Annotated in this window: 21 protein-coding genes; 14 read left to right on the forward strand and 7 right to left on the reverse strand. The window is 69.9% G+C overall.

Annotated features, from left to right (window positions below; all coding sequences use genetic code 11):
- Positions 1 to 5 precede the first annotated feature (5 nt).
- The 8 genes from ACWCOV_RS17655 to ACWCOV_RS17690 are packed head-to-tail and all read left to right on the forward strand — an operon-like array spanning position 6 to position 8,027.
- On the forward strand, positions 6 to 863 hold the full coding sequence (locus ACWCOV_RS17655) for a glucose-1-phosphate cytidylyltransferase (protein WP_449830325.1): 858 nt from the start codon (positions 6 to 8) through the stop codon (positions 861 to 863).
- A complete protein-coding gene (locus ACWCOV_RS17660; protein WP_449830326.1) occupies positions 863 to 1,528 on the forward strand; it encodes a PIG-L deacetylase family protein in 666 nt (221 codons plus the stop codon). The genes ACWCOV_RS17655 and ACWCOV_RS17660 overlap by 1 nt, the downstream gene beginning before the upstream one ends.
- Positions 1,529 to 1,545: 17 nt before the next feature.
- Positions 1,546 to 2,667 carry a class I SAM-dependent methyltransferase gene (locus tag ACWCOV_RS17665; RefSeq protein ID WP_449830327.1) on the forward strand — a complete coding sequence of 374 codons (1,122 nt, stop codon included), beginning with the start codon at positions 1,546 to 1,548 and terminating at the stop codon, positions 2,665 to 2,667.
- Positions 2,668 to 2,679: 12 nt separating this feature from the next.
- Positions 2,680 to 3,957 (forward strand): hypothetical protein, encoded by a 1,278-nt coding sequence (locus tag ACWCOV_RS17670; protein WP_449830328.1) that lies wholly within the window; start codon positions 2,680 to 2,682, stop codon positions 3,955 to 3,957.
- Positions 3,954 to 4,901 carry a glycosyltransferase family 2 protein gene (locus tag ACWCOV_RS17675; protein WP_449830329.1) on the forward strand — a complete coding sequence of 316 codons (948 nt, stop codon included), beginning with the start codon at positions 3,954 to 3,956 and terminating at the stop codon, positions 4,899 to 4,901. Before ACWCOV_RS17670 ends, ACWCOV_RS17675 begins: the two co-directional genes overlap by 4 nt.
- A 2-nt stretch (positions 4,902 to 4,903) precedes the next feature.
- Entirely contained in the window at positions 4,904 to 6,157 is a 1,254-nt protein-coding gene (locus tag ACWCOV_RS17680) for a polysaccharide pyruvyl transferase family protein (RefSeq protein WP_449830330.1), read from the forward strand.
- A gap of 8 nt (positions 6,158 to 6,165) precedes the next feature.
- Complete coding sequence (locus ACWCOV_RS17685; protein ID WP_449830331.1) at positions 6,166 to 6,714, forward strand: dTDP-4-dehydrorhamnose 3,5-epimerase family protein; 549 nt, start codon at positions 6,166 to 6,168, stop codon at positions 6,712 to 6,714.
- Entirely contained in the window at positions 6,711 to 8,027 is a 1,317-nt protein-coding gene (locus tag ACWCOV_RS17690; RefSeq protein ID WP_449830332.1) for a glutamate-1-semialdehyde 2,1-aminomutase, read from the forward strand. The genes ACWCOV_RS17685 and ACWCOV_RS17690 overlap by 4 nt, the downstream gene beginning before the upstream one ends.
- Here ACWCOV_RS17690 and ACWCOV_RS17695 read toward each other — a convergent pair.
- Positions 7,999 to 8,682: a phosphatase PAP2 family protein gene (locus ACWCOV_RS17695; protein WP_449830333.1), complete on the reverse strand. Its 684-nt coding sequence runs from the start codon at positions 8,680 to 8,682 to the stop codon at positions 7,999 to 8,001. The genes ACWCOV_RS17690 and ACWCOV_RS17695 overlap by 29 nt on opposite strands.
- 248 nt (positions 8,683 to 8,930) lie before the next feature.
- Between ACWCOV_RS17695 and ACWCOV_RS17700 the strand changes: the two genes are divergently transcribed.
- From ACWCOV_RS17700 to ACWCOV_RS17720, 5 genes are read left to right on the forward strand one after another with little or no spacing between them, the layout of a single operon-like run.
- Positions 8,931 to 10,421: a sugar transferase gene (locus tag ACWCOV_RS17700; protein ID WP_449830334.1), complete on the forward strand. Its 1,491-nt coding sequence runs from the start codon at positions 8,931 to 8,933 to the stop codon at positions 10,419 to 10,421.
- Entirely contained in the window at positions 10,421 to 11,353 is a 933-nt protein-coding gene (locus tag ACWCOV_RS17705; RefSeq protein WP_449830335.1) for a GDP-L-fucose synthase family protein, read from the forward strand. Before ACWCOV_RS17700 ends, ACWCOV_RS17705 begins: the two co-directional genes overlap by 1 nt.
- Positions 11,350 to 12,333, forward strand: coding sequence for a GDP-mannose 4,6-dehydratase (gmd, locus tag ACWCOV_RS17710; protein WP_449830336.1), 984 nt, complete (start codon positions 11,350 to 11,352; stop codon positions 12,331 to 12,333). The genes ACWCOV_RS17705 and gmd overlap by 4 nt, the downstream gene beginning before the upstream one ends.
- A gap of 1 nt (position 12,334) precedes the next feature.
- Complete coding sequence (locus ACWCOV_RS17715) at positions 12,335 to 13,105, forward strand: WecB/TagA/CpsF family glycosyltransferase (protein WP_449830337.1); 771 nt, start codon at positions 12,335 to 12,337, stop codon at positions 13,103 to 13,105.
- Positions 13,106 to 13,114: 9 nt separating this feature from the next.
- Complete coding sequence (locus ACWCOV_RS17720; RefSeq protein WP_449830338.1) at positions 13,115 to 14,377, forward strand: hypothetical protein; 1,263 nt, start codon at positions 13,115 to 13,117, stop codon at positions 14,375 to 14,377.
- Positions 14,378 to 14,600: 223 nt separating this feature from the next.
- Here the strand turns inward: ACWCOV_RS17720 and ACWCOV_RS17725 are convergent, their stop codons facing one another.
- The 6 genes from ACWCOV_RS17725 to ACWCOV_RS17750 form a co-directional block, all read right to left on the reverse strand.
- Positions 14,601 to 15,524 (reverse strand): phosphotransferase family protein, encoded by a 924-nt coding sequence (locus ACWCOV_RS17725; RefSeq protein WP_449830339.1) that lies wholly within the window; start codon positions 15,522 to 15,524, stop codon positions 14,601 to 14,603.
- A 238-nt stretch (positions 15,525 to 15,762) separates the two neighbouring features.
- Positions 15,763 to 16,170: a hypothetical protein gene (locus ACWCOV_RS17730; protein WP_449830340.1), complete on the reverse strand. Its 408-nt coding sequence runs from the start codon at positions 16,168 to 16,170 to the stop codon at positions 15,763 to 15,765.
- A 98-nt stretch (positions 16,171 to 16,268) separates the two neighbouring features.
- Positions 16,269 to 16,742 carry a hypothetical protein gene (locus ACWCOV_RS17735; RefSeq protein WP_449830341.1) on the reverse strand — a complete coding sequence of 158 codons (474 nt, stop codon included), beginning with the start codon at positions 16,740 to 16,742 and terminating at the stop codon, positions 16,269 to 16,271.
- Between the two features lie 469 nt (positions 16,743 to 17,211).
- Positions 17,212 to 18,708, reverse strand: a complete 1,497-nt coding sequence (locus tag ACWCOV_RS17740; protein ID WP_449830342.1) for a fibronectin type III domain-containing protein — start codon at positions 18,706 to 18,708, stop codon at positions 17,212 to 17,214.
- Between the two features lie 118 nt (positions 18,709 to 18,826).
- On the reverse strand, positions 18,827 to 20,347 hold the full coding sequence (locus ACWCOV_RS17745; protein ID WP_449830343.1) for a fibronectin type III domain-containing protein: 1,521 nt from the start codon (positions 20,345 to 20,347) through the stop codon (positions 18,827 to 18,829).
- A gap of 150 nt (positions 20,348 to 20,497) precedes the next feature.
- A complete protein-coding gene (locus tag ACWCOV_RS17750; protein ID WP_449830344.1) occupies positions 20,498 to 22,711 on the reverse strand; it encodes a LamG-like jellyroll fold domain-containing protein in 2,214 nt (737 codons plus the stop codon).
- A 177-nt stretch (positions 22,712 to 22,888) separates the two neighbouring features.
- Here ACWCOV_RS17750 and ACWCOV_RS17755 point away from each other — a divergent pair, with 177 nt between their 5' ends.
- On the forward strand, positions 22,889 to 24,514 hold the full coding sequence (locus ACWCOV_RS17755; protein WP_449830345.1) for a Wzz/FepE/Etk N-terminal domain-containing protein: 1,626 nt from the start codon (positions 22,889 to 22,891) through the stop codon (positions 24,512 to 24,514).

Consider the following 24,514-nt stretch of genomic DNA (forward strand, 5'->3'; position numbering starts at 1 on the left):
TCCAAATGAAGGTCGTGATCTTCTGTGGGGGGTTCGGGCTGCGGATGCGCAGCGGGGTGGACTCCGCACCGAAACCGATGATGACGATCGGCGACCGGCCGGTCCTGTGGCACGTGATGCGCTACTACGCGCACTTCGGGCACACCGAGTTCATCCTCTGCCTGGGCTTCGGCGGCTCGGCGGTCAAGGAGTACTTCCTGCGGTACGACGAGACCGTGTCGAACGACTTCGTGATGACCAAGGGCGGGCAGCGGATCGAGCTGCTCGACTCCGACATCAGCGAGTGGAAGATCACCTTCGTCGACACCGGGATCGACACCTCGATCGGCGAGCGGCTGCGCCGGGTCCGCCCGTACCTGGAGGACGACGACGCGTTCCTGGCCAACTACGGCGACGTGCTGACCGACGCGCCGATGGACAAGATCGTCGACCACGTGATGACCAGCGACATCACCGCCAGCCTGCTCGCGGTCCCGCCGCAGGCCTCGTTCCATGTGGTCGAGTTCGGCACCGACGCCCGGATCACCGGCCTGCGGTCGGCCGCCGACCTGAACCTGTGGATCAACGGCGGCTACTTCGTGATCAAGAAGGAGATCTTCGACGTCCTGCACGAGGACGAGGACCTGGTCGGGGACGCGTTCCCCCGGCTGTCGGCGATGGGCCGGCTGGAGGCGATCCCGCACCACGGGTTCTGGGCGCCGATGGACACCCTGAAGGAGCGCAGCCAGCTCGAGGAGCTGTACCGGTCCGGCAAGAAGCCGTGGGCACTGTGGAGCCACGAGACCCGGGAGCAGCGTTCGCAGGTGCTGGACAAGTCGCCGGCCCTGCCGTCCGACGACGACACGCTGGTGGTGGCGATCTGATGCTGCCGTTCCAGCTCGGCCTGCTCGAGCGCCCGGTCCACCTGGTGGCCCTGGGCGCGCATCCGGACGACATCGAGATCGGCTGCGGCGGCACGCTGCTCAAGCTGGCCGAGTCGGTGCCGGAGCTGACCGCCGAGTTCGTGATCGCGACCGGCAGTCCGCTGCGACTCGACGAGGCCCGGCGGGCCGCGGAGCTGTTCCTGCCCGAGTGCGAGGTGACCGTGACCTCGGCCGAGCTGCCGGACGGCCGGCTGCCGGCGTTCTGGAACGAGACCAAGGAGTTGCTCGAGGCAACGGCCCGCGGCGGTACCACTGGTTCTGGGCGCAGCCCGGACCTGGTGCTGGCCCCGAGCCGCACTGACGCGCACCAGGACCACCGCCTGATCGCGGAGCTCGCTCCGACGGTGTGGCGCAGCCACCTGGTGCTGCACTACGAGATCCCCAAGTGGGACGGCGACATCGGCCGGCCGTGGCTGTACGTCGACCTGACCGAGGAGCAGCTGCGGGAGAAGATCACCCGGCTGCACAAGGCCTACCCGTCGCAGGTTCCGCACGACTGGTTCGACGAAGAGGTCTTCGCCGGGCTGGCCAGGCTGCGCGGCATGGAGTGCCGGGCGCCGTACGCGGAGGCGTTCACCACGGCCAAGGCGACGTTGACATGGTGACCGGAGGGGATGAGCAAGTGAGCTTCACGTGTCGTGGGTGCGCGGGGGAGAACGTCGTACCCGTGGTGGACCTGGGTGCGCAGCCGTGCGCCGACTACTTCCCACCCGCGGAGACGCCCGGCCCGGATCCGCGCTGGCCGCTCGAGCTGTGGCTGTGCCGGGACTGCACGCTGGTCCAGCTCGGCCCGGTCGAGCCGCAGTTGCCGGAGGAGCCGCTGGCGGTCGAGTCCGCGACCAGCATCGCGCACGCGGAGAAGTCGGTGAAGGAGATCCTGGCCGACTACCCGGAGCTGACCGGCGGGGTGGTGTTCGAGTTCGCCAGCCACCACGGCGGTTCCTGGCTCCAGCACCTGTACGCCGCCGGGTGCCGGCTGGCCGGTGACGGGGAGAAGGCCAACCTGGTCGTCGATGTGCACGGCATCGTGCACGAGCCGGCGTTCGGAGACCTGCTGAAGCTGCGGGCGGACCGGCTCGCGCCGGGCGGCCTGCTGGTGATGGAGTTCCACCACTTGCTGCCGCTGTTCATCGGCAACCAGTTCGACACCATCCGGCACGGCCACTGGTCGTACATCTCCCTGCGGGCACTGCAGCGCGTCGCCGGCCTGCATGGCCTGACCGTCGAGTCGGTCAAGCAGGTCGAGATGTTCGGCGGCAGCCTGATGGTGATGCTGCGGCACACCGCGGACGCCAAGCCGGATGCGTCGGTCGACGTGGTGCTCGAGGACGAGGAGGCGGCCGGCATCGCCGACGAGGTTCAGCTCGGCAGCTTCCAGGAGGCCGCGTGGCACGCGGCCGGAGTGCTGCACGACGAGCTCGCCCGCCACAAGGCCGCCAGCCGGACCGTGCTCGGGTACGGCGCTCCTTCGAAGGCGCCGGTGCTCCTGGACCTCAGCAAGGTCACCACCGACCTGCTGCCATTCACGGTCGACCTGGCCCCCGGCAAGCACGGTCGGCGGATCCCCGGTGGCTGCGGCGTCCCGATCCGGCCGATCGAGGAACTGCGGGCCGCGCGGCCGGACGTCGTCCTGGTGCTCACCTGGGACATCGCCGACGAAGTGATCGCACAGCTCGAGTCCGGTGGCGGCTGGGGTGCCACGTACCTGGTCCCGCTACCCGAACCGCACGAAGTCGTGGGCTGACTCATGCGAGGGGTGCTGCGCCGCGTTACCTGGGGTCTTGCTGACCAGGCTGTCACCAGCCTGGTCAGCTTCGTGGTCGGCATCGTCGTGGCCCGGTCGCTGGGCGCCGCGGAGTTCGGCGCCTTCAGCCTGGCCTGGGTCACCTACGGCCTGGTGGTCAACATCTCCCGTGGACTCGCGACCGATCCGCTGGCGGTGCGCTTCAGCGGGGTGCCGCACGAGGTGTGGAAGAAGGCCGTGGCGCGCTCGTCCGGGATGGCGATCGCGGTCGGCCTGGCGATGGGCCTGATCTGTGTCGGGGTCGGCGCCGCGCTCGGTGGCCGGCCCGGCGCCGCGTTCGTCGCGCTGGGCTGCGTGCTGCCCGGGCTGATGCTGCAGGACAGCTGGCGGTTCGCGTTCTTCGCCTCCGGCCAAGGCGGCAAGGCGTTCCTCAGCGACATCACGTGGGCGGTCGCGCTGGTGCCGCTGCTCTACCTGGCCAAGCACGACGGTCCGAGCGTGACCAAGTTCGTCCTGGCCTGGGGAGCGGCCGGGATCTTCGCGGCGCTGGTCAGTGGTTTGCAGGCCGGCGTCGTACCCCGGCTGTTCCAGGCTCTGCACTGGCTGCACGACCATCGGGATCTCGGGCTGCGCTACCTGGCCGAGAACACCACGATCAGCGGCGCGTACCAGCTGAAGATGTACGGCCTGGGCGCGTTCGCCGGCGTGGCCGCGGTCGGCACCGTCCGCGGCGCAGAGATGATGCTCGGGCCGTTCTTCATCGTGCTCTCCGGGATCGGTCTGGTGGCGGTTCCGGAGGCGGCGCGGATGCTCCGCCGCTCGCTGGGGGCGCTGCGGAAGTTCTGCCTACTGCTCGGCAGCGCCCAGGCGCTGGCGGCGCTCGCGTGGGGCCTGGGGCTGGTGTTCCTGCTGCCGCATGCCTGGGGACACGCGGTGCTCGGCGAGGTCTGGGACTCCACGGAGCCGTTGTTGGTGCCGGCAACCTTGTCGGTGATGTTCGCCAGCTTCTACACCGGTGCGTCGGCGGGCCTGCGCGCACTCGGGGTGGCTCGGCGGAGTCTGAAGGCCCAGCTGTACGCCTCGGCGGCGTACCTGGTGGGCGGGGTCGGCGGTGGGGTGCTGGGGGGCGCCCTCGGGTCGGCCTGGGGGGCGGCGGGCGCGACGTTCGTCGGGGCGATCGTCTGGTGGTGGAGTCTCCGGGTGGGGATCCGCGAGCGGCGGCATGGGACGGAACCGGAACCGGCTGGGGCGGCGGACCGGCAACAGATGCCAGAAATGAGGAGCACATGAACGCGGTACCAAGGCTGAGTGTCGGCCTGCCGGTCTACAACGGGGAGAAGTACCTGGCCGAGTCCCTCGACGCCCTGCTGGGACAGAGCTACGGCGATTTCGAGCTGGTCATCTCGGACAACGCCTCCACCGACAGCACGGAGGAGATCTGCCGCGAGTACCTGGCCAAGGACTCACGGATCAGCTACTACCGGCAGCCGGTGAACATCGGCGCGACACCGAACCACAACTGGACCTTCGAGCACAGCGGCGGCGAGCTGTTCAAGTGGGCGTCGTACGACGACCTCTACGGCCGCGACCTGCTGCTGCGCTGCATCGAGGCGCTCGACGACGACCCGGCGCTGGTGCTGGCGCACGCGCACCAGGCGATCATCGACGGGAACGGCGACATCGTGCTGAAGGTCGACTACCCGCTGGCCACCGATGACCCGCGGGCGCCGGAGCGGTTCAAGAGCCTGCTGTTCGGGGTCGGCGGCGACGACTTCTACGGCGTGATGCGCTCGGACATCCTGCGCCGGACGCCGCTGAACGGCAGCTACCACCACTCCGACCGCACCATCATGGCCGAGCTGTGCCTGTACGGCCGGTTCCACCAGGTGCCCGAGCTGCTGTTCTTCCGCCGGGACCACCCGGACCGGGCCGAGCGGGCCAAGCCGACCATCCGCTCCCGGTCCGCGAACATGGAACCCCGGCGGGCCAGCCGGCTCAAGCACCCGACGGCCCGGCTGCTGGCCGAGTACGTCGGCGGCTTCGTCGGCGGGATCCGCCGCGCGCCGCTGTCGTCGTCGGACCGGCGCAAGTGCTACGGCCACCTGGCGCACTGGCTGGCGGACCGGGCCATGCCCGGCTCGTCGTCGCGCCGCATCGAGGACAGCGCATCGCCCAGCGCCCCGACCGCGATCCCGGAGAGCTCCGCGGTCGCCGGTCAGCGGAGGGCTTCCTAGGAATGACTACAGCGGGGACTCGCAGGCCGCTACGGATCGCCATCTTCGGCCTGCTGGGATCGGGCAACCTGGGCAACCACGGGTCGCTCGACGCGATGCTGCGGTTCCTCCGGACCAGCCACCCGGACGCCGAGATCAGCTGTGTGTGCTCCGGCCCTGAGGAGCTCGAACGGCAGTACGGCATCCCGTCGACGGCGATCACCTGGTACGGCGCGCACGGTCCGGGCCGGACCCGGCTCACCACGGTCGCGCGCAAGCTGTTCGGCAAGGTCGCCGACCTGGTCCGCATGCCGCGGCTGTTCCGCCGGTGCGACGTGGTGGTCGTGCCCGGCATGGGCGTGCTCGAGACGACCCTGGAGCTGAACCCGTGGGGCTGGCCGTACGCGCTGCTGCTGATGTGCGTGTCGGCCCGGATGGCCGGCGCCAAGGTCGCCTTCGTCAGCGTCGGCGCGAACGTGGCCCGGGAGCGGTCGATCCGGTGGCTCTACACCGGCGCGGCGCGACTGGCGACGTACCGCTCGTACCGGGACCACCTGTCCCGCGACTCGATGCGGGTGATGGGGCTCGACGTCAGCCGGGACGAGGTCTACCCCGACCTCGCCTTCGCGCTGCCCGAACCGGTCCCGCCCGAGCCGTCGCAGCGGCCGCGCAAGACCGTCGGGCTCGGCCTGATGGACTACCACGGCACCAGTGCCGACCGGGGCCGGGCGGACGAGATCTACGCCGAGTACGAGGCCAAGATCGTCGAGTTCGCCCGCTGGCTGGTCGACGACGGCTACCGGATCCGGCTCGTCACCGGTGACCCGGCCGACGAGGTCGTGGTGACCGCCGTGTACGACGACCTGCGGAAGACCCGGCCGGAGCTGGTCGAGTCCCGGCTGGTCCGGGAGCCGGCGGACTCGCTCGGCGAGCTGATGAGCCAGCTGGCCGGGACGGACCTGGTCGTGGCCTCGCGGTACCACAACGTGCAGTCCGCGCTGCGGCTGTCGAAACCGACCATCTCGATCAGCTACGCGACCAAGAACGACATCCTGATGGAGGACATGCGGCTGGCCGAGTTCCGCCAGTCCATCCGCAACCTCAGCGTGCCGCGGCTGATCGAGCAGTTCCGCGCCCTCGAGGCGCGGGCGACCCGGCTCGAGCCGGCCATGCGCGAGAAGAACACCGAGTACGCCGTACTGCTCGAGCAGCAGTTCGCCGTGTTGTCCAAGACCCTGTTCGCCGCCGGCCCGGCGGTCCGGGTGAGCAGGCACTAGGAGGATCGATGGACGTCATCCAGGTACCGAGGATCGCCGGCGGGCTGATGTTCCTGCCGACACCGCACCGGGACGAGCGCGGCTTCTTCTCGCGGACCTACGACCGCGACGTGGTCGCGGCGGCCGGCCTCGACCCGGACGCGTTCGTGCAGGACAGCATCTCCCGGTCGGTGAAGGGCGTCGTCCGCGGCATGCACGTGCGCGCGGGCGCGGGGGAGGCGAAGCTGGTGCGCTGCTCGTACGGCGCTGTCCTCGACGTCGTCGTCGACCTGCGCCCGGACTCGCCGACCTACCGCAACGTCGAGTACTTCGAGCTGACCGGGGACAACCAGGTCACCGTCTACGTCCCGGCCGGGTGCGCGCACGGCTTCCAGGCGCTCACCGACCCGGCCGACGTCTCGTACCGGATCGACCGGGCCCACGACCCGAGCGAGGACGTGTCGATCGCCTTCGACGATCCCGGCCTGGCGATCGAGTGGCCGCTGCCGGTCACGTTGATGTCCGACCGGGACAAGGCCGCGCCGTCGCTCGCCGAAGCCACCAGGAGACTGTCATGACCAAGTCGTTCGGCAAGTCGTTCCGGGCCAACGCCCGGTTGCACGAGCTCGTCCCGGGTGGCGCGCACACCTACGCCAAGGGCGACGACCAGTACCCGCAGGACATGGCGCCGGTGATCTCGCACGGCCTCGGCGCGCACGTCTGGGACGTCGACCGCAACGAGTACGTCGAGTACGGCTCCGGGCTGCGCGCGGTCAGCCTCGGCCACGCCCACCCGAAGGTGCTGGAGGCGGTCCGGCGCGAGCTCGGCCGCGGCAGCAACTTCGTCCGGCCGAGCATCGTCGAGCTCGAGGCGGCCGAGCGGTTCCTGGCCTCGGTGCCGACCGCGGACATGGTGAAGTTCGCCAAGAACGGCTCGGACGCCACCACCGCCGCGGTGAAGCTGGCCCGCGCGGTCACCGGGAAGCCGCTGGTCGCGATCTGCTCCGACCACGCGTTCTTCTCGATCGACGACTGGTTCATCACCCGGACCCCGATGGCGGCCGGCATCCCGGACGAGATCGGCGACCTGACGGTGGCCTTCCCGTACGGCGATCTGGCCGCGACCGAGGAGTTGCTGACCCGGCACGAGGGCCAGATCGCCTGCCTGATCCTGGAGGCGGCCACCCAGCACGACCCGCCGGCCGGCTACCTCGAAGCCCTCCGCGACCTCGCCCACCGCTACGGCGCGCTGCTGATCTTCGACGAGATGATCACCGGCTTCCGCTTCTCCGAGGCCGGCGCCCAGGGCGTGTACGGCGTGACGCCCGACCTCTCCACCTTCGGCAAGGCACTCGGCAATGGGTTCGCGGTGTCGGCCCTGGCCGGCAAGCGGGAGTTCATGGAGCGCGGCGGTCTGCGCGACGACCACGAGCGAGTGTTCCTGCTGTCCACCACGCACGGCGCCGAGACGCACGCGCTCGCGGCCGCCATCGCGGTGATGGACGTCTACAAGGAGGAAGGCATCGCGGCCCGGCTGCACGAGCTCGGCGACAAGCTGGCGTCGGGAGTCCGGGAGGTCGCCGCGGCGGCCGGGGTCGAGGACCACGTCGTCGTCCGGGGCCGGCCCAGCAACATGGTCTTCGCGACCCTCGACCAGGAGGGGCAGCCATCGCAGGAGTTCCGCACCCTGTTCCTGCGCGAGCTGATCCTCGGCGGGGTGATCGGGCCGTCGTTCGTGGTCAGCGCGGCGCTCACCGACGCGGACATCGCGCACACGGTCGACGTGGTCGGTCAGGCCTGTGTCGTTTACCGCAAGGCACTGGACGGCGACGATCCGACACCGTGGATGGGCGGACGTTCGGTCAAGCCTGTCTTCCGCCGCTTCGCCTGAGCGCGGCGTCCGTCAGCAGCGCGGTCGCCGGGACCACGACCAGGGACAGGCCGAAACCGCCGACGGTGTCGGTGGGATAGTGCGCGGACAGGATGATCTGCGCCCATGAGGTCACCGCGGCCCCGGCCACGGTGACGCCGAGCATGACCGCCGTACCCGCGATCGGGCCGAGGCCGAGCACGTCGGCCAGAAGGATCCCGATGATCAGCGCCGCGGCGGTGAGCGCCGCGGTGTGCCCGCTGGGATAGGACAGGAAGCCGGCGTGGATCCGCCTGCCCACCAACGGTTTCAGCACGGTGGCGAGCCCGGTGACCGCGACCATGCTGACCACGGCGGTGACGGCCAGCGCACGTCGCCCGGCGAACCAGCAGGCCAAGGTGATCGCGATCAGCAACAGGGCCCGGCCGATCGGTTCGCCGAGCCAGTCGATGCCGCGGATCAGCTCCCAGGTGCCGTGCGGCGCGCCCTCGAGAACGGCCCGCTCGACGCGGGTGTCCAGCCGGCTGGGGGTGGTGTCTCCCGCGTAGATCAGGGCGGGCAGGACCAACACCGGCAGCCCGAGCAGCACCAAGGCCTTGGCCGGGCGGCGAACCGCCGGAGCCAGTGCCGGCCGGCCCGCGGGCACGCGCGACCGCTCGATGTCGTCGTGTGTCATGTCCCCCACTCCACCCCTACGCAAATTCTAGCCAAGCATCCCCGCGTCTCCGTCGCTGCCGGCCCTCGCGCGTAGTACTCTGCGATGTCGCGCCGCCGACCGGCGGGTGAATTCTGGGGATTTCAGGCAACGCAGTTGTTCCGTCACCTTCGGTGGCGATCTCCGTTTGACAGTGGGTAGGGCAGACTGCAGACTGCGGCGGGTACATACCGTGACCCGGTGGTCGCAGCGTGAGACGAGAGGCCGGAGTGAGCGGAGCAGAGGCGCCGGACGCGGTCGATGACCGCCGTCCGCTCTGGGTGGTGCCGCACGAGGTCCCCGCGATCGTTCCGCTGCCGTCCCGCTCGACCGAGCCCCGCTGGGTCGGGGTCTACCGCTGGGCCGCCGTCGGTGGCGACCTGCTGGCCGCGATGGTCGGTGTCTCGGTCGCCCTGCTGACCCGGTTCGGGTACCACGTCGGCAGCGGCTACCTGATCGTGAGCAGCGTGCTTCCGCTGGCCTGGGTGGGCGCTGTCGCGCTGTCGAAGGGCTACGACCCCCGCTACTTCGGCGCCGGCCCGGACGAGTTCCGGTCGCTGCTGCGTTCCGGCGTCGGGCTCACGGCCGCGGTGGCGATGGCGTCGTACGTGACCAAGACCGAGATCGCTCGCGGCTTCGTCGTACTGGCGATTCCGGTGATGGTGGGGACGGCGCTGGTGCTGCGCTACGCGCTGCGGAAGGACCTGCACCGGCACCGGGTCCGAGGTCGCTGCATGCATCGGGTTCTCGTGGTCGGGCGTAGCGGTCCGGCCGCGACCTTGTGTGAGCACCTCGAGAGCCGGCCGACCGACGGGTTCCGGGTGGTCGCCACCTGCCGGCCGCGCGGCGACGGGCACTCGACCGGGCCGATCCAGCCGGAGGAGCTCGACGAACCGGACATCCTCGCCGCGGCCGACCGGCACGCGGTGGAAGTGGTCGCGATCGCGACCGACCCCGAGCTGGCCGGGCAGTCGCTGCGCCGGCTGTCCTGGGCGCTGGAGCAGCGCGGCATCGAGCTGATCGTGTCGCCGGGCATCATCGAGGTCGCCGGGCCGCGGATCTCCGTCCGCCCGGTCGCCGGCCTGTCCCTGCTGCACCTGGAGCGGCCCTCGGTCAGCGGCGGACCGCACCTGATGAAGGCCGTCTTCGACCGGGTGTTCGCGCTCGGTCTCATCACGTTGCTGTCGCCGGTGCTGCTCGGCCTGGCGATCGCCGTACGGCTGTCCAGCCCCGGGCCGGTGCTCTTCCGGCAGCAGCGGGTCGGCCGCGCGGGTGTCGAGTTCACCATGCTGAAGTTCCGCAGCATGTACTCCGACGCCGAGCAGCGGCTCGGTGACCTGTACGCGCTGAGCGACGGCAACGGCGTGCACTTCAAGATGCGCGACGACCCGCGGATGACCCCGCTCGGCCGGTGGATCCGCCGCTTCTCCCTCGACGAGGTGCCGCAGCTGTTCAACGTGCTGCGCGGCGACATGTCGCTGGTCGGCCCGCGCCCGCCGCTGTCGGAGGAGGTCGCCCTGTACGCGGCCGACGACTCCCGCCGGATGCTGGTCAAGCCCGGCATCACCGGCCTGTGGCAGGTCAGCGGCCGCAGCGACCTGTCCTGGGACGAGTCGGTCCGGCTCGACCTGCGGTACGTCGACAACTGGTCGATGACCCTCGACCTGCTGATTCTCTGGAAGACCGTGCGCGCGGTGATCTACGGCGCAGGAGCGTACTGATGGACCTTCATGCACCCGTCTACGTGGCCGGCCACCGTGGCCTGGTCGGTTCGGCGATCTGGCGCCGGCTCGAAGGGGCCGGCTACCAGCACCTGATCGGCGCCTCGTCGTCCGAGCTGGACCTGCGGGACCGGGCGGCGACCTTCGCGTTCCTGCGCGAGCACCGGCCGGCCGTGGTGATCGACGCGGCGGCCCGGGTCGGCGGCATCCTGGCCAACCGGGACCACCCGACCGAGTTCCTCAGCGACAACCTGCGCATCCAGGTCAACCTGATGGACGCCGCGCTCGAGGTGCGGACGCCGCGGCTGCTGTTCCTGGGGTCCTCGTGCATCTACCCGAAGTTCGCCGAGCAGCCGATCCGCGAGTCGAGCCTGCTGACCGGTGAGCTCGAGCCGACCAACGACGCGTACGCGATCGCCAAGATCGCCGGCATCATGCAGGTCCAGGCGGTCCGCCGGCAGTACGGGCTGCGCTGGATCTCGGCGATGCCGACCAACCTGTACGGGCCGAACGACAACTTCGACCTGACCAGCTCGCACGTGCTGCCGGCGCTGATCCGGCGGTTCCACGACGCCAAGGAGTCGGGTGCGCCCGAGGTGGTGTTGTGGGGGAGCGGTACGCCGCGGCGCGAGTTCCTGCACGTGGACGACTTGGCCGACGCGTGCCTGCACCTGCTGGAGCACTACGACGAGCCGGAGCCGATCAACGTCGGCGTCGGCGCCGACGTGACCATCCGCGAGCTGGCCGAGCTGGTCGCAAAGGCGGTCGGCTACACGGGTGCCATCAGCAACGACCTGTCCAAGCCGGACGGGACCCCGCGCAAGCTGCTCGACGTGAGCCGGCTGAACGCGCTGGGCTGGAAGTCGTCCATCTCCCTGGAAGACGGTGTTGCCGCTACGTATGCGTGGTACCTCGCGGAGCAGGCATCGTGAAGAAGGCGTTCGTCACCGGGATCACCGGCCAGGACGGGTCCTACCTGGCCGAGCTGCTGCTGGCCAAGGGGTACGAGGTGCACGGCCTGATCCGGCGTGCATCGACGTTCAACACCCGCCGGATCGACCACCTGTACGAGGGCCCGCAAGCCGAGGACAAGCGGCTGTTCCTGCACTACGGCGACCTGACCGACGGGTCGCGACTGGTGACGCTGCTGGCCTCGATCCAGCCGGCCGAGGTGTACCACCTGGCCGCGCAGAGCCATGTCCGGGTGTCGTTCGACGAGCCGGAGTACACCGGTGACACCACCGGGATGGGAACGACGCGGCTGCTCGAGGCGATCCGGATGATCGGGCTGGACTGCCGGTTCTACCAGGCGTCGTCGTCGGAGATGTTCGGCGCGACGCCACCGCCGCAGAACGAGGAGACCCCGTTCTACCCGCGGTCGCCGTACGGCGCCGCCAAGCTCTACGGCTACTGGATGACCCGGAACTACCGCGAGGCGTACGACATGTTCGCGGTCAACGGCATCCTGTTCAACCACGAGAGTCCGCGCCGCGGCGAGACGTTCGTGACCCGGAAGATCACCCGGGCGGTGGCCCGGATCAAGCTCGGCCTCGACAAGCGGCTGTACCTGGGCAACCTGGACGCCTGCCGGGACTGGGGCTACGCGCCGGAGTACGTCGAGGCGATGTGGCGGATGCTGCAGCACGACACCCCGGCGGACTACGTGATCGCGACCGGGACGTCGTACTCGGTCAAAGACTTCGTCTCGCTCGCCTTCGAGCACGCCGGGATGGACTGGGAGGACTTCGTCGACTACGACGCGCGGTACGAGCGTCCGACCGAGGTGGACTCGCTGATCGGCGACGCGTCCAAAGCCAACACCGAGCTCGGGTGGAAAGCCCAGGTGCACGTGCCCGAGCTGGTCCGGATCATGGTCGACGCGGACCTGGCCGCCCTGACCGAAGAGGACTGACATGCAGACGGCCATTGACACCGCAGCCCGCGTCGACGTACTCGGCATCCACGTCAGCGTCACGAACCTGGACGACACCGTCGAGACGTTCGGCCGCTGGATCGACCGCGACGAGCGGCACCTGGTCTGTGTGACCGACATGAACTCGCTGCTGCACGCGCGCGCCGACGAGCAGCTCACCTCGGTGTTCAACACGTCCGGCCTGACGGTGCCGGACGGGATGCCGCTGGTGTGGGCGGGCAAGCGGGCCGGGTTCGAGCAGATGGCGCGGGTCGCCGGGCCGGACCTGCTCGAGCGCGTGATGGCGGAGGCGGCCGAGCGTGGCTGGACGCAGTACTTCTACGGCGGCGCGGACGGGGTCGCGGAGGAGCTGCGGTACAGGTTCCAGGAGCGGCATCCGGCGTTGAAGGTGGTCGGCGTCGAGTGCCCGCCGTACCGGCCGCTGACCGAGGCCGAGGACGCCGAGATGGTGGCGCGGCTGAACGAGGCCCGGCCGGACATCATCTGGGTCGGGCTCGGCGCGCCGAAGCAGGAACGCTGGATGGCCGAGCACCGGGACCGGCTGAACGCCGCGATCCTGATCGGGGTCGGCGCCGCGTTCGACTTTCACACCGGCCGGCTGGACCGGGCGCCGCTGTGGATGCAGCGGGCCGGCCTGGAGTGGAGCTACCGGCTCTACAAGGAGCCCCGCCGGCTGTGGAAGCGGTACGTCCTGGGCATCCCACGCTTCCTGTACGGCGTCCTGCGCAAACCCCCGGCACCTGTCTCATAGAGTGCTGTCGTGAAGTTCCCCCGGCGGCCGAAGCTCCGGCGACTGGCCGGACCGGCCGGCCGGGCGAGTTGGGGATTGGCCGACCAGGCGTTGTCGAGCCTGAGCAACCTGGCGGTCGGCGTGGTCGTCGCGCGGTCCAGCACGGTCGCCGACTTCGGTGTCTACGCCCTCGCTTTCGGCGGGTACACGATCGCGCTGAACGTCTCCCGGGCGATCGCCACCGAGCCGTTGGCCGTCCGGTACTCCGGTGATCGCAACCCGGCCTGGGAGCGGGCGGTGCGGGCCAGTACGGCGACCGCGTTGCTGATGGGGTTCGCCGGGCTGCTCGTCGGCCTGGCGATCGCGGCGTTCCCGGGCGTGCCGTCGAAGGGCGTGCTGGTCGCGTTCGCGGTGACGATGCCGGGGTTGCTACTGCAGGACGCGTGGCGGTGGGCGTTCTTCGTGGTCGGCGAGGGCCGCCGGGCGTTCGTGAACGACCTGATCTGGTTGCTGGCCATGCTCGCGATCTTCGGCGGGCTCTACCTGACCGGCACGGCGACCGCGTTCTCGCTGACGCTCGGGTGGGGGCTCGGTGCGGTCATCGCGGCCGTCGCCGGGCGGTTCCAGGCGGGGGTGCCTCCTCGGCGGCAGTTGATCCGCGAGTGGGTGAAGGCGCACTGGGATCTCACCCCGAAGTACATGGGGGAGATGCTCGCGGTGTCCGGCACCATCCAGGTCTACATGCTCGGCATCACCGCCGCCGCCAGCCTGGCCGCGACCGCCGGCATCCGCGGTGCGCAGGTCCTGCTCGGTCCGGTGAACGTGCTCAACCAGGGCATCCGGATGATCTCCGTCCCCGAGGCCGCCCGCGCGCTCCAGCACTCCTACCGCCGCCTCTGGCTGGTCGGCCTGGCGATCTCCCTCGGTGTCGGTGCCGGCGCGCTGGCCTGGGGCGCCGTCTTCCTCCTGCTGCCGTCCGTCGTCGGCCGGGAGCTGCTGGGCCCCGGCGTCTGGGACCAAGCACACAACGTCCTGATCCCAGTCATCCTCCTGCAGGCCTTCGGCGCGTCGAACGCCGGCGCCTTCGCCATCATGCGAGCCCTCGCCGCAGCCACCCGAGGCCTCCGCGTCCGCCTGATCTCCTCCGTCATCCTCGTCACCTGCGGAGTAGCCGGCGCCTACCTCTGGGGCCCTCGCGGCGCCGCCTGGGGTCTCGCCTCCGCCTCCTTCTGCACCCTCCTCCTCTGGTGGAACGAAGCCCACCGAGCCATAGCCGCCCACCGCCGCCCCTAAGAACACCGCCTCCGGCGGCGCTGTTTGTCGGCGCCTTCGGCGCGGCGCGGGCCGGGGGAGCGGCTGGAGGTGTTCGGCGGTGGGGACTGTGTGGCTGGTCGACAGCCGAGGGCCACGACAGCGGGTAGGTTCCACGCGTCTGCGACGGCGTAAGGTCGTCGCCTGCCACCCAGGATCGGAAGTGCGCGCTACGTCGCGCACCCCGCACAGAAGCGGGTCACTCTCACACGAGCAGCATCTCGAGGTCTGGAAGGCGGGCGTACAGGTCGGGGAGGCCGCGGATGCCGTTGCGGGCGGACTCGTGCGAGAGCGCGAGGTCGGGGCCGGTGGTCGCCTCGACGCCGGTCAGGCAGCGGAGGATGTTCCATCTCGTGTGCCCTAGCCAGCCACCGATCATGAACACGAACCAGCTTGGTCCCGACGGCGGCAGCGCTCCGCCCGCTGCGACGTAGCCGTCGAGGACCGAGCGGAAGATGGCGGGCTTGATGTCGTCGAAGCCAGGTCCCTTCGCGAGGCTCAGGGCCGTCGAGCCGAGCTCACCGGCCAGGTCGAGCATCCCCGAGAGCTCCCAGTCGAGCACTACCGGCCGGCCGTCGCGAGCGAGCAGGTTCCACGGTTGGATGTCCCGGTGGGTCAGTACGACGGGGCCCGGCCGTTCGCAGGTGTCGACGAAGTGGGCGATCGCGAGGAACGTCTCGACGTGGGCGGCGAGCTCGTCGGCCCACGGCTGTCCGGTCGCCGCCGCCCGCTGGGCGAGCTCGGGCCAGTCCCGTGGCGCCGGGTCCTCGATCGACCCGTGGGTCCACTCGACGTCCAGCGCGTGGAGGCGCGCGAGGATCTCTCCGATCTCGAACGCGTACGCCGCCGACACCGGTGCTTCGGGCACCTTCTCTCCCTCGACCCACCGGTGGACGAGCGTGTGGTCGCCGGCCGAGATCGGCTCCGGCATCGGGATGCCGGCAGCGAAGGCCGCCCGCTCGAACCTGAACACGTCCTCGACGTGGTACGCCGAGCGGCGGTCGACGAGGTTCAACTCCTTCACCGCGAACGACCCTTGATCGGTGTCGAGCCGGTACATCCGGTTGGCGAACCCGCCGTGGACGCGGTTCATCGGCCCGATCGGTGCACCGAGATGCGAGAGATTCACCCCACGCACTCTAGGACTCGGAGTTCATCGACGCACCGGAATTGCCGGGACGCACGCAACCAGGCCGGTTGGCTGCAGGCCGGTGCCGCTGCCTGGTGCTGCATGCCGGCGGCATCCGGTGTTCTGCCGACGACGTCGATTGGCCGCGTCGGCCTGCACAGATCCGGCCGGATCCGTGCGTGACTGCTCGGCTGTGGTCCGAGTCCGGACCACAGCCGACTTGTGCTGCAGTGGCGGATCAGCCTGTTGCGAGTCTCGGGCAGCGCTGGAAGGCCGGGAACGCCGGGTTGGGTTCGATGAGTTCAAGGTAGAGCGGGCCGTCGGGCGTCTGGTCGATCACGACGAAGACGCCGGTGCCGACGACCTTCGCGGCCGGATGGTCGTAGTTGAAGTCGATCAGCAAGCCGGGTCCTTCGGGTCCGGTGAACGGGACGACCCCTTCGATGAAGCCTGTCGCGTCGAGTGGCCGGGCGAAGTTGCCGGCGTTGCTTCCACCGGAGATCCCGGGCGGGGCGAGCTCATCTTGCCCCGAGCACCATTGGGCGACGATCTCGTGCACAGTGGCCGAGGCCGGTGCACTGGTGATGGTTGCGGCTGCGGCCGTGAAGAGCCCGATCGCGAGCAGGCGTATCAGATTGCGACGCATGTGATTCCCCCTTTGGGCAGGACAGCCCCGGCGAGGGACCGGGTTCCGGTCCCTCGCCGGCCTGGCGGCGAGCTCGCCGCCCGGTGTCCAGCGGAGTGTCAGGTGACTGGCACTGTGATGGTGTCGGAGACCACGCCGCCCTCGAGCAGGGTGAGGGTGGCGTCAGTGAAGGCCACGTCGGTGATGATCGGTGTCCACTGGTTGTTGGGACACGTCGGTGTCGAGGGCAACGGGTTCGGATCGTCGCTCTCGAGGTTGAACCTGAACTGGCCGTTCCGTGGTGTCGGAAGCGGCGTGGTGGTCCCTGCCACCGTGACATCGGTGTCCTGACCCGGCGCGCGGTTTCCGGCTGGGTTGATGCACTCGACCGTGGCGACGCCCGATGCCACGACGGTGATCTCGAAGGTCGTGCCACCGAGGCCCGCGACCTTGCCCGAGCACTCGACCGTGACGCCCTCGTCCGTACACGTCGGCGTACCGACGAAGTGGCCACTCTGCGCGAACGCAGGTGTCGCCGCGATCCCGAAGATGGCGAGCACGAGCGTCGCCATCAGTACTACGATTCGCTTCATTTCCGCCCTCGCAGGGAGGATTGGTTGTTGCGCTGTGCAACTGAATCGAAGGGAGGGCGAACTGTCTCCGATGGAGACTGCGGTCATTCTTCGATCCTCGTGGCCGCGGGGGAGCGCGGGCTCGCGGGCTGTGCGAAGCGGTCATGTCCACCCCCGAAGAACCGAACCCGGTTGCCAGTGACCGGGAGGTCATCGACGGCACCGCGCGGTGCCCACCCCTAGGCACAGCCGACGGCTGTGGTGTGCGTGACCTGCTCCCCCAGAGCTGTCGGCGTCGCCGAGAACTCTGAGGCGAACATACGTCCGGCACCACCCGTCTGCAATATCGATACCGGCCCGATCCGGTTAAGTGTCCGGTATGCGCGAAGCCGGCGAATTGCCCCTGATCAGGTCGTGATGGAACGGTTTCGGGCCGCCACAACGGATCTGATCGGCGACCCGATGACTACGCGCTGCCGCGCACGGTTTTTCAGCGGACGGTGATGGTCGAGTAGCCGCCGCGGACTGTGTTCTGGCCGTCGGTGACTTCTATTCGGTACATCTGGGAGGTGCCGGAGGGTGCTGACGGGTCGGTGAGGGTGAGGTTGGGGCGGCTCCAGAAGGTGGAGTTGGCCGTGGTGGTGGCTACGACGGTGTTGGTTGCGCCGCGGAGCAGGCGGTAGGTGAGTTTGATGTCGTCGTTGTCGAGGGACGTCTGCACGGTGGCCCTCACCTGGCCGGCGGTCGTACTGGACAACGTCGGCAGCGCCGGGCCGAGTGGCTTGGCGCCCGCGCCCAGGTTGGTGAAGCGGGTCAGGCCCTGCTGCCCGACGCCGTTGACCTTGGTGAAGTCGCCGCCGACCCACAGGTCCGCGCCACCCGTGGCGGACACGAGCGGTCCGACCTCGGTCGGCGGGCCGGCGTTCGTGTTCGGGAACCATGGACCGAGTGAGCCGGTGGCCGGGTTCTGCAGGAGCAGGAAGTGGGCGCCGGTACCGTCCTGGAACCCGCCCGGGCAACTGTGCGCGTGCGAGCCCTTGAACAGCCAGCCGTTGACGTAGGTGACGGCCTCGGTCGCGCCGAGGCAGTTGTTCTTCCAGACCAGGTTGCCGGTGGTGACGTCCGCGGCCCAGGTGCCGTCGAAGCAGCCGCCGCCGTCGCCGGCGTTCGCGAAGTACACCCGGTTCCCGGCGGTCTCGATGTCCTTCACCCGCGACGTGCAGCCACTGGACGGCAGCGGTACGGCGGATGCCGCGGAGAACGGGAGGAGCGCGCCGGTGGAGTTGTTGACGCTGGCAACCGCCCAGCGGTTGACCCCGCCGATCTTCGCGAACGTGCCGCCCAGGTACACCTTGGAGTTGTCGTCGGCCGCGTCGATCGCGTACACGTCCGCGTCGGCGTTCGGGTTCCACGGCAGCAGGCTGCCGTTGACCGTGCTGATCGCGGCCGCGCGGTTCCGGGCGACGCCGTTGACCAAGCCGAACGAGCCGCCGAAGTACAGGCTGGAGCCGCCGACGGCGAGCGCCTTCACCCGGTACGACACGCTCGGCTTGATGGACGCGACCAGCGCCCCGGTCGCGGTGTCGAAGGCCGCGATCCGGTTCCGCACCTGGCCGTCCACGCGGGTGAAGTCGCCGCCGACGTACACCCGGGAGCCGTCCGGCGAGGCCACGATCGACCAGACGACGCCGTTCAGCGTGTGGTTGAAGGTGGTGTCGAGCGCGCCGGTGCTCTGGTTGAACGCGGCCAGGTAGGTCCGCGTGGTCTGACTGGTCCCCGCCGCCGCGCCCGGCGGACGGACCTTGGTGAACCGGCCGCCCACGTACGCCTTGCCCTTGGCGACGGCCAGCCCGAGCACACTCGCGTCGGTCTGCCAGGCCGAGTTCGCGACCGCGGTCAGCGACGCGCCGGTCCCGGTCGCGGGTTGGAGGGGGACGGCGCTCAACGCGAGACCGGCCGCCCCCAGCACAGCAATGACTCTCCCCATGAGAAGCCCCCCTTGCCCCAGACAACCAATGTACGGCCGGCATCCCCCTGCCCGTCCAGAGCAAGAGGGGTCTGCCCGATCAGGCAGACCCCTCTGTACCGGTTCCTACGGCGTCCGGCTACGGCACCCTCACGCTGACCGACGGGCCCCGCATGATGTTGCGCCCGTCGTGCACCTCGATGTGGTAGGTGAGCGTCTGGCCGCTCTTGACCCCGGTGTCGGCCACGGTGTAGGTCTTCCGCGCCTCCCAGTAGTACGACATGTACTTGAACGACCCGATGTTGGTCGAACCCCGGAACACGTTGTAGGTCAACGAGATGTTGTCCAGGTCGTACACGTCGCTGAACTTCACCTGCACCTTGTCCGCGGACGGGATCAGGATCGGCGCCTTCGGTACGGCGGGCGCCGCGCCACCCGGCGCGTTGGTGAACCGGGTCAGCCCCTGCTGGATCTTGTTGTTGACGTGCAGGAAGTCGCCGCCGACCCACAGGTCGGTGTTGGTGCCGGCCATCGCCAACGGGCCGACCTTGGTGGTGCTGCTCTGGTTCGCGTCGGTGTTCGGGAACCACGGGCCGATCTTGCCGTTGATGGCGCTCTCGACCAGCAGGTAGTGCGTCCCGGTGCCGTCGGGGAACGCGCCGCTGTCGCTGCAGTTGTGCGCGTGCGAACCCTTGTAGACCCAGTTGCCGATCGCCTTGATCGCCTCGGTCGCGCCCAGGCAGTTGTTCTTCCACAGCAGTTTGCCGGTGCTGACCTGGGCGGCGAGCACGCCGTCGTAGCAGCCGCCGCCGTCACCGCCGTTGGAGACGTACACGTTGTCGCCGAGGGTGTCGATGTCCTTCACCCGGGTGGTGCAGGTCGCGGTCGGCTTCGGGATCGCCGCCGCGGCCGGGAACGAGTACGCCGCGCCCGTGGTGTTGTTCGTCATCGCCAGCGAGTAGTGGTCCTTGCCGTTGATGGTGCTGAACGGGCCACCGACGAACACCCGGGTGCCGTTGTCGGACAGGTCGATCGCGTACACGTCGCCGTTGGCGACCGGGTTCCAGGGCAGCAGGTCGCCCTGGATCAGGCGGACCGCGCCGAGCCGGCTGCGGACGACGCCGTCGATCCGGCCGAACGAGCCGCCGATGAACACGCTGTTGCCGAAGATGGCCAGCGCCTTCACCCGGGCCGAGACGACCGGGTCCCAGGCCGCGACCAGCTTGCCGGTGACGACCGAGAACATCGCGATCTTGCTGCGCTTGATCCCGTTCACGGTGGTGAAGTCGCCACCGATCACCACCCAGTTCCCGTCCGGGCTGGTGGCGATGCTGTAGACCGGGCCGTTGAGCTTCGGCGCGAACGCCGTCGGCGCCCCGGTACTGCGGTTGAAGGCGGCAATGTAGGTGCGGACGGCTTCCCCCTGGCCGGCCGGCTTGCCTGGTTGCCGGATCTTGGTGAACAGACCGCCGGCGAACACCGTGTTGCCGCTGATCGCGAGCGCGTTGACGCTGTTGTTGGTCTGCCACGAGGTCTGCTTGATGGCCGAGACGGCCGACGCGAAGCCCGGAGTCGCCGCCTCCACCGGCGGTCCGGAGGGGATCAGCGCGGCGGCGACGACAGCCGCTGCGGTGACAAGGGCGAACACATACTTCTTCATCAATGTCCTTAGGACTGGGCGGGGGTCAGTCGTGGGGCGGTGCGTGCCTCACTGCACGCACCCAGCGGACCTTAGCGCTGTGTGAGGTCGACCGGAAGCCGACCTCACGCCCGCGTTATGACTTTGTGCTGCAGTTCCCAGACTCTGCGTTCATCGAGCGTCGAAGTGGTCCTGTACCTGAACCGGGCTGAGCGCGTACGGGTAGACCGCGGCCTCGTCGATCCCCATGCCGGTCTGCGGTGCCCCGCCACCCGGCCAGCTGTTGGTGTTGTCGTACCCGACCCGCCACCAGCCGTAGTACAACGACGCCTGACCGACGCTCGCGCTGCCGGCCAACGCACCGTCGACGTACAGCTTCATGGCGCCGTTGTCGAAGGTGCCGACCACGTGGTGCCACTGGCCGTCGTTCTTGCCCGAGGTGCTGGTCAGCGTGCGCTGCGAGCCGTCGTTGACGCCGAACACGATCGAGCCGTTGGTGCGCATGTACAGCATCCGGTCGCCGCCACCACCGCTGCTGGTGGTCTTGGAGTTGCCGAAGCCGATGATCCGGCCGCCGCGGTTGAAGCCGCTCTGCTTGACCCAGGCCTCGACGGTGAACTGCTGCGGCATGCTGTACGCCTTCTCGCCGGCCATCCGGCCACTGCTCGAGCTGATCGTCATCGCCGTGTTGCCCGCGATCGCCCCGGCGGTCCCCAGCGTCACCCCGGTGTAGGTCCCGTTGTTGCTCTGCCCCGAGGAGTCGACCGAGGCCGTCGTACCGGCCGGCTCGCCCAGCCGCCAGTACGCCTGCGGGCCGTCGGCGTTGATGATCTGGTCGTACGCCGTTGCCGGCGTCGAGGCGACCGTGACCGGGTCGGAGTAGTTGCCGCGGATCGTCGTACTGCCGTCGGTCACCTCGACCCGGTAGTTCGTCACCTCGCCCGGGGCCGAGGAGGTGTCGGTGAAGTGGAGCCAGGGCCGGTCCCACGGGGTCGACTTGGCGGTCACGGTGGCGATCGTGGTGTTGCTGAACCCCTTCAGCAGCCGGTAGGTCAGCGTGCTGTCGTCGTTGTCGAGCACGGTCGGGAAGTGGATCTGGACCACACCCGGCTCGACGCTGTACGGGAGCAGCTTGGCCGGCTTGGCCGGCGCGGCGCCCGGGGTCGCGTTGGTGAACCGGGTCAGGCCCTGCTGGCCGACTCCGTTCGTGGTGGTGAAGTCACCGCCGACCCAGAGGTCGTTGCCGCCGGACGCGAACGCGAGCGGGCCGACCTCGGTGGGCGGACCGGCGTTCGTGTTCGGGAACCAGGGGCCGAGCGTGCCGTCGGTGAGGTTCTGGGTCAGCAGGAAGCGGTAGCCGAAGCCCTGCGGGAAGCCGCCGGCGCCCTGGTTCGCGCAGTCGTGGGCGTGCGAGCCCTTGTAGAGCCAGCCGTTGACGACCTTGACCGTCTCGGTGGCGCCCAGGCACTGGTTCTTCCACTTCAGGGTGTTGGTGGCGATGTCGACCGCCCAGGTGCCGTCGAAGCACCCGCCGCCGTCACCGCCGTTGCCGAAGTAGACGGTGTCGCCGCTGGTGTCGATCGCCTTGACCCGGGTGGTGCAGGAGCCGTTCGGCGGCGGTACGGCGGACGCGCCGGGGAAAGGCAGGACGCCGCCGGACAGCGGGTCCAGGCTGGACACGGTGTTCTGGTTCGTGCCGTTGACGGTGCTGAACTGGCCGCCCGCGTACACCTTGGAGCCGTCGTCGGCGACGTCCACGGCGTACACGTCGCCGTTCACGGCCGGAGCCCACGGCAACAAGGTGCCGGCGTCCGCGGTGACCGCGGCCAGCCGGAGCCGCTCGACGTTGTTGACCAGGCCGAACGAGCCGCCGAAGTAGACGGTGCCGCCGGAGACCGAGATGGTCTTCACCCGGTACGAGACCGAGGGCTTCCAGTTCGTCACCAGCGCGCCGGTCGCGGTGTCGAAGGCCGCGATCCGGTTCCGGGTGACGCCGTTGACCGTGGTGAAGTCACCGCCGACGAAGATCCGCGAGCCGTCCGCGCTGGCTGCCACCGCGTACACCTGGCCGTTGAGGACGGGGGTGAACGCTGTGACCAGGTCACCAGTGGTCTCGTCGAACGCGGCCAGGTAGGCCTGTGCGACCTCGTTCGTCCCGGCTGCGGCGCCCGGCGGGCGGACGCTGGTGAACCGGCCCCCGACGTACACCTTGCCGGCCGCGACGGCGATGCCCTGCACGCTCGCGTTGGTCTGCCAAGTCGGGCTGCTGGCCGCCGACAACGAGGCCTCGATACTCTGCGCGGGCGGTGCCAGCACCAGCACCAGCGACCCGGCGACGAGAGCGCCCACGACCCCCAGACGCGCGAACAGCCATCTCTTCTTCATCCTGCGGTGTCCCCCTCGGACAGGCGCGATCGCCGCGCCGTACTCAACTCTCCGGACTGCCCCCGGAGATCCCCGAGAAGAGAGTAGGCCACAGACAGAGATGGTTTGGCCACCCCGCGCCCACGGCCCGGGTCTGCCTATATCCTGGGTCGCTGGCTCGAACGGAATGGGGTACGGATGGAACCGGGCACCGTGGTCTGGCGGGAGACCGCCCAGTCACTGCTGCGGCAGAAGTGGCTGATCATGGGTTGCATCCTGCTCGGAGTCGTCGGCGCCGCGGTGTTCGCGCTGTCCCAGACCGAGCGCTGGACCGCGTCCAGCCAGCTGGTGATCGGCCCTGCCGTACCGCCCGCGCTGGTAGGGAAGCTGCCCAGCAGCGCGGACAAGACCGGCCCGCTCGGCATGGATCTGCCGGCCGAGACCCAGGCCCGCGTGATGGCCAGCCCGACCCTGCTGCGCAGCGTCGCCAAGTCGCTCGGGCTGCCGACCACCGACCAGACCGTCCAGGACCTGGCCGCGGTCACCCGGGTCAAGGCGGTCACCGACAACGCCTACCTGGTCACGACCGACGGCCCGACCTCCTCCGAGGCGGTACGCCGTGCCAACGCCATCTCGGCCATCTACCTCAAGCAGCGCAACGACGAGGCCAAGGCGCTGCTGACCACGTTGGCCAGCCAGGCGCAGGACCGGTCGAAGACCGCGACCCAGCAGTCCCGGAGCCTGGTCAGCCAGATCGACGAGGCGGTCCAGCGGGGCGACTCGCAGACCGCGGCCGCGCTTCGCGACCAGCGCGTCGGGCTCGCGACCGAGGCTCGCCAGGCGGCCGACGACGCGGCCGCGATGCTCAAGGCGCTGACCGCGGTCGGCACCGGCAGCGAGCTGGTCACCCCGGCCACCACGGACACCGCGACCTCGTCGCCGATGGTTGCCCGCGACATCCTCGTCGGCGGCATCCTCGGCCTGGTGCTCGGCTTCGGCCTGGCGCTGCTCCGGTCGCACCTGACGCCGTACATCCTGACCCGCGACCAGGCGGCCCGCGCGGCGAGCTCGCCGGTGATCGCGGCATCCGAAGGCAACCGGCGCCGGCTGTGGCACCGGGAGGCGCCCGAACTTCCGCAGTACGAGGTCACCGCGCTCGGGGCCGAGGCGAGCGGCGCGCTCGCCCGCCGCGAGCTGAACCCACGCGCCTTCGCCGGCGGCGGTCCCGGCGCGCTGCTCGTGGTCTCGGCCTCACCGACGCCGAACTCGGCCGGCATCGCGCTCGCGATGGCCGAGGCGAACGCCCGCGACGGTCGCGAGACTCTGCTGATCCTGGCCGACGTCGAAGGTACGCCGGTCCTGCCGCACGTGACCGGGCACGAAGGTCTGACCGACCTGGTGCACGAGCCGGCCGCGACCCGGGCGATCCGGGCGCGGAAGCTGTTCCGCCCGGGTACGGTCGCCGACCTCTACGTGCTGCCGCCGGGCCTGAACCACGAGGAGACGGCCGAGGCTGTCGGTCCGTCGCTGGTGCCAGGCATCGTGGCGGACCTGCCGCCCGGGTACTCCGTGGTGATCCACGGTCCGGCCGCGGTCGGACGGCACGGGATCACGCCGCTGGCCGCCGCGGTCGACGCGTCGGTGCTGGTCGTTCAGGTGGGTCATGACAAGGAGATGGATGTCGCCCGGCTGACCGGTGCCCTGCAGTTCGCGGGGGCTCCGGTGCTGGGCGTCGTGCTGATCGGCGCCTCGGCGCATGACGAGACGCTGGGTATCCCGCTGAACTTCAAGCCGGTCGAGTCGGCCGCCCCACCGATCCGCTGA

It is taken from the genome of Kribbella sp. NPDC002412 (assembly GCF_053592935.1).